Source organism: Verminephrobacter aporrectodeae subsp. tuberculatae, from assembly GCF_026127385.1.
GTDB classification, from domain to species: Bacteria; Pseudomonadota; Gammaproteobacteria; order Burkholderiales; family Burkholderiaceae_C; genus Acidovorax; species Acidovorax aporrectodeae.
In genome coordinates this window covers 928,039-938,932 of sequence record NZ_QZCX01000003.1, presented here as the reverse complement: position 1 = coordinate 938,932, position 10,894 = coordinate 928,039, and the positions used below count along the sequence as shown (strand labels likewise).

Below are 10,894 nucleotides of genomic sequence, written 5' to 3'. Positions count from 1 at the left end.
GCTCTGCTTGATGCGACCGCCTTGACCAGATTGCCTTCGGCCAAGTTTGCCTCGAAATTGCCTCGAAAACAGGCGGGGCAGATGGATGCGACAATTGCAGCGGATGCATCGTCCCGGCTGTGTTTGTGCCGACTTCTGCGCGGGCTTTGGGCGCGCACCCCGTCCAAGCCAAGCGGCGCTAAAAACCAACCACCATGAGACTTTCAGACGAAGAACTCGAGGCGCTTCTTGCCAACCCGGAATCTGACCGCAGCGAACGCAAGGAGGCGTACAGCCGCGACGTGCGCGAGAAACTGTGCCAGGCGATCTGTGCATTTGCCAACGACCTTCCCGGGCACCGTCAACCGGGGGTCGCGTTCGTCGGGGTCAGGGACATTCCGTTATACATAAGCCATGAAAACCTATACAAATCAACAACTTACAGCTGTTGACCGCCGTGTGAGCGGTTCATGTCGATCCTATACAAATCAAGCACTTACGACACTTCATCGCCAGCGGCATCGGTTGAAAGCGGGCTTGTGTATAACGAAATGGGTCAGGGACGACGGGACACCGGCAAATCTTGCCATCACGGGTGATCTGCTGGAGACACTCGCAGGCATCCGAGCCGATGGCAACATCCAGCCCATGCCCTCCATGACTGTCGAGAAGCGGACGCTGCTTGGTGCAGAGGTGGCCGTCGTCACCGTGTCTCCGTCAGACGCTCCACCCGTGCGCTACAAGGGCCGCACGTACATTCGTGTCGGCCCCCGCGGCGGCATTGCAGGCCGCCAAGACGAACGCATCCTCAACGAGCGCAGAAGACACCGGGACCTGCCATTCGACCTGCAGCCAGTCCCGTTGGCGACGCTCGCGGACTTGAGCCGTGTGGTCTTCGAGAGCGAGTACCTCACAGCCGCGTTTGCTGCGGATGTTCTCGAGGCCAATGACTGGACCTACGAGGAACGCCTGAGAGCGTGCCGGATGATCGAGTCGGTTCGTAACTACTCAGCTCCCCCTCGCTGTAGGCCATAATTCGCAACTTGATGCAACAGCTACCCGACCTCAACTCACTCAGCCATGCCCAGAGGGGTGAGCTGATCTTGGAGCAGTGGGCAATGCAGCAAATGCTGATGGCCCAAGTGGATGCCCTGCGAATCGAAGTCAACGAACTGCAAGCGCGGCTCAATCTGAACAGCCGCAACTCCAGCAAGCCACCCTCGAGCGATGGGCTCAACAAACCCCAACCCAAGTCATTGCGCAAGGCCGGGCAACGGCCGGTCGGCGGGCAGAAGGGGCACAAGGGTCATACCCTGTGCCAAGTGGCCGAGCCCAATGTGGTCGTCACCCATGCGCCGCCCGAGCATTGCGATGTCTGCCACGGTTCCTTGGGTCAGGCCAGCGTGGTTGAGTCCCGGCAGGTCCACGATCTGCCCGATTTGCGCGACCAAGTCACCGAGCACCGCGTGCTGCAAGCGATCTGCAACTGCGGCAAGACCCACCGTGGCGCATTCCCTGCGGACGTCACCGCAGCGGTGCAATACGGCCCGCGCGCGAAGGCCGCAGCCGTGCACCTGAACCAGTACCAGATGCTGCCACTCAAGCGCACGGGGCAAGTGATGGGCGATCTCTTTGACATGCCCATGTCCGAGGCAACGATTCTGAGTGCCAACGCTGAGGCTGCCCAGGTGCTGGCGCCCACAGTCGCAGCCATCGCGCAGGAGTTGGTGAACCAGCCAATCGTGCACGCCGACGAGACGGGCCTGCGCGTGAACAAATCGCTGCACTGGCTGCACGCGTTGGTCACCGAGAAGCTGACTTGGCTGGGGCGACATGAGAAACGCGGCATGGCAGCGTTCATCGAGCATGGCATCCTGCCCCTGTTCACAGGCACGCTGGTGCACGACGGCTGGGGGTCCTATCGCATGCTGGGCAGTAGGCACAGCCTGTGCAACGCGCACCATGTACGCGAACTGACGTACGTGCATGAGCAACTCAAGCAGGACTGGGCGGGTCGATCGATTGAGGTGCTGCTGTACGCCAACAGCCTGATCCATCAACTGCGTGCACAGGGTCAGATCGACTACGCGGCGCCTGAGCATCGGCTGCGAGTGCAGGTTCTGCGCGGTCTGTTCGAGGCAACGTTGGCCGAAGGCGATCTGCTCAATCCACGCGTGCAGGCCAATGGCCAACGCGGTCGCATCAAGCAGAGCAAGGCCGCCAACCTGATCGGCCGGCTACGCGATTACAGCGATGACGTTTGGCGTTTCATGACGGACCCGAACGTGCCTTTCACGAACAACGTGGCCGAGCAGGCTGTGCGCATGCCCAAGGTCAAGCAGAAGATTTCCGGGTGCTTCCGAACAAGCGATGGGGCGGATATCTACTGCATCATCCGCTCTTACTTGGCGACGCTGAACAAGCAAGGAGCCAAGCTGTTTGACGCGCTCATCCAAGCCTTTCTGGGCGCTCCGGTTCAACCTTGCTTTGGTTGATCGGCTGGGCCGTGGGGCCGGGGGCTGAGTAGTTACGTCGGTTCAAAACCCCGTGCCCACGGTCATGGGAAGTCTCGTTCTCGCAACGAGAACACGGGACCTCATTCCCTGTGCCTACGTGCAGTTCTTGCGTGTGGATGGACCTGAATGGGATGCCCCCATCCTCGACGAGGCAGCGATCGACGGGCGCATGAGCGAGGTGATCCGCCGGCTGGACGACAAACTCAGGGCGCATATCTCGGCGTCCGTCAACGTTCACTCCGCCGACACGGAGAAGCGGCGTCCGGACTATCCGCTTGCCGCGCTTCAGCAACTGGCGCGCAATGCCATCATGCACCGCAGCTACGAAGGCACGCATGCGCCGATCCGGGTCACGTGGTTTTCCGACCGCATCGAAATTCTCAACCCCGGCGGTCCATACGGTGTCGTTACCGTCGCCAATTTTGGTCAGGCTGGGGTCACCGACTACCGCAATCCACACCTCGCTGGGTATTTCGGCGAGCGTGACCGCCCATTTCGGCATCGTGACCGATTTGAGCGCTGGGTCTGGGGTTACGCGGTTGAGATTGTAGAGAGGGGTGTGGATTGACTGGTTGATGCCTCCTTGTCGGGTGTTGCAGGCCACGATACCTGAGTATCGTTCGAGTTTTTTCTTGTGTTTTTCTATTTTTTGTGCTTGGACTCTGACTCATCCACAGGTCAACAACGCCCTTGTAGGCGTTCAGTCGCGCGGCCCGCGTGGCCCTGTGCACGAATGCACAGGGCTGGTGTTGCTCAACGCACCGTCTCGGGGGAGTCAGTGGTGTTGCTCGCGCCGGGCGGTTGCGTGCGCAGCGATTGCCCCTTCAATGCCAGGCGGTGGCTGCGCGCGAGCAGTCGGTCGAGGATGGCGTCTGCGATGCTTGCGTCACCGATCCAGGCGTGCCAGTGCTCCAGCGGCAACTGGCTGGTGATGATCGTGGCGCGGGTGCCTGCCCGGTCGTCTATGACCTCCATCAGGTCCGCCCGCGTGGGGCCGTCGAGTGCTGCCAGCGCCCAGTCGTCGAGCAGCAGTACGTCGGTGCGCGCCAGCGTCGCCAGCCAGCGCGTGAAGCCGCCGTTGCCGTGCAGGATGCGCAGTTCCTCGGCCAGTCGCGGCACGCGCAGATACAGCGCCGATTGCCCACGCCTGCACGCGTACTGCGCCAGCGCACAGGCCAGCCACGACTTGCCCGAGCCGGTAGGGCCGGTGATGAGCAGCGCGCTGCCTTCCTCGACCCAGCGCGACAGCGCCAGACTCATCAGCGCTGGCCGCTCAAAGCCGCGCCCGGCACGGCCGTCCACGTCTTCGATGCAGGCCTGCGGGTACTTCAGCCGTGCCCGTTTGAGCAGGGCCGCATGGCGCTTGTCGGTGCGATGGTGCACCTCCCGATCGACCATCAGCGCCAGCCGCTCCTCAAAGCTCAGCGTGGTGCTCGCGCTGCTGCTCAGTTGCTCTTCGATGGCGCTGACCATGCCTACGAGTTTGAGCTCGCGCAGCTGCGCCAGGGTGTTGTTCATCATCATGTTCGGGTTCTCTGGTTCGGGGAATTCGGTGCCGTCGGCAGTCCGCGTGACGACACGCATCATTGGTAGTTGGCCGCGCCGCGCAGGTTCTCGTGCGCGGGTGCCACCCACTCGGGCGCGCTGTGATTGCGCGCGATCAGGTCGCGTCCGTTGAACAGAATCTCGCGCACATGGCGGTAGTGCCCGGCGTGCAACTCCAGAGCCAGCGTGCAGGCCGCTTCCAGGCGTTGCGGGCCGTAATGCTTGGCCAAGCTCAGAAGGCCCAGGCAGCTGCGATAACCGTGCTCGGGATGACGGAATCTGTGCAGCAACTGCACGACGAATTGGCCCGTGTTCGCACCGATGCCCTGACCCCAGTGGATCAGCCGCTCGGGCGTCCACTGCTTGTGCGCCCGGTGGGCTGCGGGCATGTGCTCATCGCGCGTGGTCAAGCCGCCGCGCTGGTTGCTGCGCACGTGGCTGGCCACACGTTGACCGCGGTGCAGCACCTCCACCAGCGCGTCGGTGATGCGCACCTGCAGTTCCAAACCCACCAGCGCATGCGGCACGCTGTAGCGATGGCGCTCGACCTCGACGTGGTAGTCGATGTGGGCCTTGACGGTCCTGAAGATGGCCCACTGCCAGGGTTGCGCCGGCAGGCTCGTCAGCGCCGGACTGTCGAGCGCGGCGAACAGGCTGGCGCGACTGCCATCGAGCTTTTGGAAGGGCCGCTCGTTGAGTGAAGGCAGCAGTGCCGAGAGCGCTGCGTCTGCAGCGTGTACGTCGGCCAGCACCTGGTGGCGCAGCCGGGCCACAATCCAGCGGGTGACGACTTGCACGGCCGATTCGGCGCTGGCTTTGTCCTGGGGCGAGTACGGGCGTGCCGGCAGGATCGAGACGCCGTAGTGGCGGGCGAAGTCGCGCACGGTCTCGTTGATTTGGGGCTCGTAGCGGCAGGCATTGGAGACGAGTGCACGCGGGTTGTCGGGCACAATTAATTGCGGCACGCCACCGTAGAAAGCCAGCGCACGGGCCATGGCAGCGAGCCACGAGCGCATGCTCTGATCGGTGGTAGCGCAGGCAAAGGTGTAGCTCGATGCTCCCATCGCAGCCACGAACACCTGCGCGCGTGAGCCGTCGGCCAACGCCAGCGTGGAGCCGGCGTAATCGATGAACAGTTTCTCGCCAGCGCGTCGGTGCTGGCGCATCGAGCGTTTGAGCCGTTTGGTGAAGGTCTTGTAGTGCTCGCAGAACTGGGTGTAGGCCCAGGTGCGTCGGCCCTCGTGGGCAGCGCGGTACTCCTGCCACAAGAGCATCAGCGTGACGCCCTTGCGGCGCAGTTCGATGTGGACATGGGCGAAGTCGGGTTGGATCACCGCCGTCTCGGCCGAACTGCGCCCGAGCAGCCGGCGTTCGAGTCCGGCCTCGTCGAGTTCGGCCACTGCGGCCCAATCGAGCCGGGCAGCGCCGGCCATGCCGAGGTACTTGGCCACGACCCCCTTGGAGATACCGAGGCTGCGCGCGATGGCTTCATGCGACAGCTTGGCGCTGTACTTGAGTCTGAGGATGTCTTTGATCATGCGTATGTTGATTCGTTGCTGTGGCATATGCGCTGCGGCCAAAAGACCGCGACGCTATGCCCAAACCCGTGGTTCATACGCAACACCAGCACCAGCGCCCTTGACAGGCTGACGAGCACCTTCAAACGGTGATCAGTCGTCCCTCGGTCACGTCACCGAAATGGGCGGTCACGGTTCCGAAATCGGCGGTCACGATGCCGAAATGGGCGGTCACGCTCGCCGAAATACCCACTCGCCGAGGCAATGAAAACGCAAGGCTACGTCCAGCGTTTCGGTGTCGGCATAGCCACGGCCCGCAGGCTGCTCGCCGAAAACGGGAACCCCCCTGCGCAATTCGACCCGCAAGAGACCCGGGTACTCGTCACCGTCCGGAAGTAGCTGGCATGCCCGTTCCCGTTCTCACCTTTTTCAACAACAAGGGCGGCGTTGGCAAGACCTCGCTGGTCTATCACCTGGCATGGATGTACGCCGAGCAAGGGCTGCGGGTCGTTGCCGTGGACTTGGACCCGCAGGCAAACCTGACGGCGGCCTTTCTGGACGAAGACCGACTCGCGCAGCTCTGGGACGACGCTGCGGGCGCAGGCACCATTTTTCGCAGCGTCAAACCCTTGCTGAGCATTGGCGACTACGCGCCTGTCGAGTTTCAGGAAGTGGACCGCAATCTTGCCCTCGTTCCCGGCGATCTGGGTCTGTCCAGCTTTGAGGACGAACTGTCGTCCATGTGGACCGCCGCGCTGAGCGAGAACAAGGACCGACCCATGCGCATCCTCACGGCTTTCTGGCGCAGCGCCCAGGACGCCGCTGCGCGTTTTGCCGCCGACCTCATCGTGTTCGACGTGGGACCGAATCTTGGCGCGATCAACCGCGCTGCCTTGCTGGCCAGCAGCCATGTGGTCGTGCCATTGGGCGCGGATCTCTTTTCCTTGCAGGGCCTGCGCAACCTGGGGCCCGCGCTGCGCAAATGGAGAGCGGACTGGACCGAACGCCGCAGGCGCTGGGAGTGTCCGGCGTTTGACCTGCCATCGGGCACGATGGAGCCTGTGGGCTATGTCGCCATGCGCCATGGTGTGCGCCTGGCGCGCCCCGTGCAGGCGTATACGCGCTGGCTCGATCGGATACCCGCCGAATTCAGGCGCAGCGTGTTGGACGAACCCGCCGGGGAGTCCCCACCGATCGGAGAAGACCCTCTCTGTCTGGCCCTGCTGAAAAACTACAACAGCTTGATGCCTCTTGCGCAGGAGGCGCGCAAGCCCATCTTCTCCTTGCTCGCCGCAGAGGGGGCCATCGGCTCGCACGCCAACGCCGCCGCAGGGGCTCGTGACGATTTCAGGAAGCTCGCGCAATCCATTGCTCAGCGCATCGGGGTCCACATGCCCTGCGCTGCGTCCAGCCAACTGGAGTTATTCGATGCGCCCAGCGGCACCGGTACTGGCACCGGCGCAGCGCGCGCTTAGCCCGCTTTGCCGAGCAGGATCTTGGCGTCTGCCGCCAGGGCCTGCGCGCCGCTGCCGTAGCGGTGGTAGATCCGCAGGTGCCCGGCGGGGTCGTACATGTAGCTGCCCGCCGAGTGGTCCATGGTGTAGCTGGTGGGCGTCTTGCCCTCGGCCTTTTTGTAGTAGATCTTGAAGTCCCGCGCGACCTGTGCGAGCTGCTCGGGCGTTCCGCGCAGCGCGAGAAAACCGGGGTCGAAGTTGGCCATATAGGCTTTGAGCACTTCGGGGGTGTCGCGCTCGGGGTCAACGGTCACGAAAATGCCTTGCATGCGCTCCCCGTCCCGGCCCAGCAACTGCTTGGCCTGCGCGAGTTCCTGCAGGGACGTGGGGCAGACGTCCGGGCATTGCGTGTAGCCAAAGAAGACGATCACCACCTTGCCCGCAAAATCCCGGATGGGGCGCACTTGGCCGTTATGGTCGGTCAGCCCGAGGTCCCGCGCGAAGTTCGGCGCGTTTTGCGCGTCGTTTGCTTGCGTGGCGCCTATCCCGGTGATGTCCACACCGCGGAATTGGGCTTTTTCCCCGGAGCATGCACCGATGAGTCCCGCAATGCCCATCGACAGGGCCGCGGCGGCGATCGTGTGGAGTGTGTTGCGCATGGTGTCTGCTACAGCAGGTAGTGGTCCAGCAGCAGGGCGGCAAACAGCGCGCTCAGGTGGATCAGGGAAAAGTGGAAGGTCCTGCGCGCGAGCGCGTCCGAATAATTGCGCCACAGCGCAAAGCCGTAGCCGCAAAAGACCGCGCCGAGCAGCACGGCGGCGGCAAGATAGATCCAGGAGCTCATGCCGTGGATGAACGGCATCAGGCCGCCGGCAAAGAGGATCAGCGTGTACAGGAATACCTGCAGGCGCGTGAACTCGTTGCCATGCGTCACGGGCAGCATCGGCAGGCCCGACCTGCGGTAATCCTCCACCCGGTAGAGGGCCAGCGCCCAGAAATGCGGAGGGGTCCACAGAAAGATGATCAGGAACAGGATCAGCGCCTCGGGGCCCACGTCGTTGGTCATGGCGGCCCAGCCGAGTACGGGCGGCATGGCGCCCGATGCGCCGCCGATCACGATGTTCTGCGGCGTCAGGGGCTTGAGGATCACCGTGTAGACCACCGCGTAGCCGACGAAGGTGGCAAACGTGAGCCACATGGTCAGCGGATTGGCGCGCAAATACAGCAGGGCCGAACCCAGCGCGCACAGCACGGCCGAGAACAGCAGCGTCTGCGTGTTCGACAGCTCGCCCCGGGCGGTGGGCCGCCATGCGGTGCGCTTCATCTTCGCGTCGATGCCCTGCTCCACGATGCAGTTGAACGCCGCCGCCGCCGCGGCCACCAGCCACACCCCTGCGCAGGCCCACGCCATGCGGCCCAGTTGCGCCGCAGACGGCAGGCCGGGAACGGCCAGCACCATGCCGATGAATGCACAGAAAACGATGAGCTGCACCACGCGGGGCTTGGTCAGCACGTAGAACTGCCGCAGGATCGAGGGCGGAGAAACGCCGGCGGGGGCAGCATTCATGCGGACATTCCCGATGCGTGCGCTGCGCCCGACGGTGCAGAAAACGCCTGGTGCGCGCTTGCTGCGCGGCTGGCCGCGAACGCCCAGGTCAACACCAGCACCAGGGCTGCGGCGCCGCCGGTGTGCAGCACGGCGGCCAGCAGGGGCCAGTCGAGCACCACGTTGGACAGGCCCGTGGCCAGCTGGAGCAGCGCAAGACCGGCGAGCCAGCGTGCCTGCACGGTCAGCCGCGCGCCGCGCTGCAGGCGCCAGGCCAGCAGGCCCAGCGCCGCCAGCACCGCGTAGGCCATCAGGCGGTGCGCGTAGTGGATCGCCGTCAGGCCGGCAAAGCCGATGTGGCTGCCGTCCTGCAGCAGGCCCAGCTTGCGCCAGATCTGAAAGCCCTGGGCAAAGTCCATCGCGGGCCACCAGCTTCCCTGGCAGGTCGGGAACGTGGTGCAGGCGAGCACGGCATAGTTGCTGCTGACCCAGCCGCCCAGAAGCACCTGGAGGGCCAGGAGCAGCGCCGTCCCGACGAGGCCCCGGCGCAGCGCCGGCGCAATGGGCAGCGGCGCCCGCTGCGCGTGGCGCACCACCTGCACGCACAGCAGGGCCAGCAGCACCAGGCCGCCGAAGAGGTGCAGCGTGACGATCGCGGGAAACAGCTTCAGCGCCACCGTGAGCGCGCCAAAGGCCCCCTGGAGACAGACCCAGAGCAGCGTCGCCGTGGGCCACCAGGGGCTGACGGGCAGACGCTGCGCTGCGCCGGCCCGGCGCTGTTGCAGCCAGGACGCCGCCGTCAGGACGGTGATGAGCACGCCCACCCCCGTGGCCAGATAGCGGTGCAGCATCTCGACCCAGGCCTTGGCGTGCGTTACCGGGCCCGTGGGCAGGGCCTGCTGCGCAGCCGAAATCTCCGCATGCGCGCCCAGCGGGCTGGCGCTGCCGTAGCAGCCCGGCCAGTCGGGGCAGCCCAGGCCCGAATCCGTCAGGCGCGTGAAAGCGCCAAACAGGACGAGGTCGAAGGTCAGAAACAGCGTGAGCATGGTCAGCGCTTGCAGGCGCTGCGGACCGCTGCGATTGCGCGCCCAGACCCAGGCCAGCGGCCCGAGCGCGAGCACCAAGCCCAGGAGCATGAGCTCGGCCGCGGGCGCCAGATCGTAGAGCGACCGTGCCGCGGTCATGGTTTTTCCGGCCGCCCGGCCTCGTCCCACGAAGAGGACGCGCGCAGCAGGCGCTCCAGATCCCGCCGGGCCCGGGCGGCGCCGGCAGCGTCCAGGGTGGCGGGAAAGCGCATCATCCAGTGGCCCATGGGGTCGATCAGATACAGATGCTCGGTCAGCCGATGGCCCGGGGCGGGAGCCAGCCAGGCAGCGAGCGCCGCGCCATCGACGCGCAGCACGGTGGCCTTTCTGAGCGCGGGCGCCAATGCTTGCGCAGGGCTGGCGGAATCGTTGATCAGCCAGACCCAGTCCAGGCGGTCCTTTTCCTTGCCCAGGCTTTCGCGCAGCTGCCGCTGCAGGTACAGCTGCCTTTGGCACGGCGCGTCGCAAGCGCCACCGGCCACGCTCACGAGCAGCCACTGGCCCTTGAGGGAGTTCAGGGGGAGCGTGGCGCCGTCGAGCGTCGTCGCCAGCAGATCGGGGATGCGGCGCTGGGGATCGATGAGCTCGCCATGGTTGCGCCGTCCCTCGGGCCGGATCACGTAATACGTGAAATACGATGCAATCACCGGCGCTGCGCAGACGAGCAGCACGCTGAGCATTTGCCAGCGGCCGTGGCGCGCGCGCTGCAGCGTGGCCACGGTGGCCTCGGCTTCGGGCATGGCGTGCACGGCAAGCCCGAGCGGTTGCCCGGTGCGGGCCTCAGGGGGCAGGTTGGCTGCGTGCGCGCATGCAGCGGGGGACGATTTGGAACCAGACATAGAGAGCTGCCATCAGGCCACAGAGACCGAACCATTGAAATGCATAAGCGTAGTTCCTGGTGGCGGCTGTGCCGACCACGGGCCAATTTGGCACGGCGCGTCGCAAGCGCCACCGGCCACGCTCACGAGCAGCCACTGGCCCTTGAGGGAGTTCAGGGGGAGCGTGGCGCCGTCGAGCGTCGTCGCCAGCAGATCGGGGATGCGGCGCTGGGGATCGATGAGCTCGCCGTGGTTGCGCCGCCCCTCGGGCCGGATCACGTAATACGTGAAATACGATGCAATCACCGGCGCTGCGCAGACGAGCAGCACGCTGAGCATTTGCCAGCGGCCGTGGCGCGCGCGCTGCAGCGTGGCCCCGGTGGCCCCGGCTTCGGGCATGGCGTGCACGGCAAGCCCGAGCGGTTGCCCGGTGC

General features: G+C 65.1%; 12 protein-coding genes. 5 read left to right on the top strand and 7 right to left on the bottom strand.

Annotated features, from left to right (window positions below; genetic code table 11):
* Nucleotides 1-393: 393 nt before the first annotated feature.
* The 3 genes from D5041_RS19275 to D5041_RS19265 all read left to right on the top strand — a co-directional run bounded on the left by D5041_RS19275 (nucleotide 394) and on the right by D5041_RS19265 (nucleotide 3,063).
* Nucleotides 394-1,014 (top strand): AlbA family DNA-binding domain-containing protein, encoded by a 621-nt coding sequence (locus D5041_RS19275; RefSeq protein WP_265285510.1) that lies wholly within the window; start codon nucleotides 394-396, stop codon nucleotides 1,012-1,014.
* An 11-nt stretch (nucleotides 1,015-1,025) separates the two neighbouring features.
* Complete coding sequence (tnpC, locus tag D5041_RS19270; RefSeq protein WP_407702304.1) at nucleotides 1,026-2,474, top strand: IS66 family transposase; 1,449 nt, start codon at nucleotides 1,026-1,028, stop codon at nucleotides 2,472-2,474.
* Nucleotides 2,475-2,664: 190 nt separating this feature from the next.
* Nucleotides 2,665-3,063, top strand: coding sequence for an ATP-binding protein (locus tag D5041_RS19265; protein ID WP_265285508.1), 399 nt, complete (start codon nucleotides 2,665-2,667; stop codon nucleotides 3,061-3,063).
* 185 nt (nucleotides 3,064-3,248) lie between these two features.
* On the opposite strand, the gene istB is transcribed toward D5041_RS19265, so the two are convergent.
* Together istB and istA are read right to left on the bottom strand one after the other, a co-directional pair.
* Nucleotides 3,249-4,019, bottom strand: coding sequence for an IS21-like element helper ATPase IstB (gene istB / locus D5041_RS19260; RefSeq protein WP_265285765.1), 771 nt, complete (start codon nucleotides 4,017-4,019; stop codon nucleotides 3,249-3,251).
* 59 nt (nucleotides 4,020-4,078) lie between these two features.
* Nucleotides 4,079-5,605, bottom strand: a complete 1,527-nt coding sequence (istA, locus tag D5041_RS19255; RefSeq protein ID WP_265284957.1) for an IS21 family transposase — start codon at nucleotides 5,603-5,605, stop codon at nucleotides 4,079-4,081.
* A 216-nt stretch (nucleotides 5,606-5,821) separates the two neighbouring features.
* Between istA and D5041_RS19250 the strand changes: the two genes are divergently transcribed.
* Together D5041_RS19250 and D5041_RS19245 are read left to right on the top strand one after the other, a co-directional pair.
* A complete protein-coding gene (locus D5041_RS19250; protein WP_265285507.1) occupies nucleotides 5,822-5,956 on the top strand; it encodes a hypothetical protein in 135 nt (44 codons plus the stop codon).
* A 5-nt stretch (nucleotides 5,957-5,961) separates the two neighbouring features.
* Nucleotides 5,962-7,032: a ParA family protein gene (locus D5041_RS19245; RefSeq protein WP_265259075.1), complete on the top strand. Its 1,071-nt coding sequence runs from the start codon at nucleotides 5,962-5,964 to the stop codon at nucleotides 7,030-7,032.
* Here D5041_RS19245 and D5041_RS19240 read toward each other — a convergent pair.
* From D5041_RS19240 to D5041_RS19215, 5 genes are read right to left on the bottom strand one after another with little or no spacing between them, the layout of a single operon-like run.
* Nucleotides 7,029-7,628 (bottom strand): SCO family protein, encoded by a 600-nt coding sequence (locus tag D5041_RS19240; protein ID WP_265285764.1) that lies wholly within the window; start codon nucleotides 7,626-7,628, stop codon nucleotides 7,029-7,031. The genes D5041_RS19245 and D5041_RS19240 overlap by 4 nt on opposite strands.
* A gap of 50 nt (nucleotides 7,629-7,678) precedes the next feature.
* On the bottom strand, nucleotides 7,679-8,578 hold the full coding sequence (gene cyoE, locus D5041_RS19235; protein ID WP_010100194.1) for a heme o synthase: 900 nt from the start codon (nucleotides 8,576-8,578) through the stop codon (nucleotides 7,679-7,681).
* On the bottom strand, nucleotides 8,575-9,741 hold the full coding sequence (locus tag D5041_RS19230) for a COX15/CtaA family protein (RefSeq protein ID WP_265285506.1): 1,167 nt from the start codon (nucleotides 9,739-9,741) through the stop codon (nucleotides 8,575-8,577). Before D5041_RS19230 ends, cyoE begins: the two co-directional genes overlap by 4 nt.
* Entirely contained in the window at nucleotides 9,738-10,481 is a 744-nt protein-coding gene (locus D5041_RS19225; RefSeq protein ID WP_407702303.1) for a redox-active disulfide-containing membrane protein, read from the bottom strand. The genes D5041_RS19230 and D5041_RS19225 overlap by 4 nt, the downstream gene beginning before the upstream one ends.
* Before the next feature lie 12 nt (nucleotides 10,482-10,493).
* Nucleotides 10,494-10,868, bottom strand: a complete 375-nt coding sequence (locus tag D5041_RS19215; RefSeq protein ID WP_498063236.1) for a hypothetical protein — start codon at nucleotides 10,866-10,868, stop codon at nucleotides 10,494-10,496.
* Between the last annotated feature and the right edge of the window lie 26 nt (nucleotides 10,869-10,894).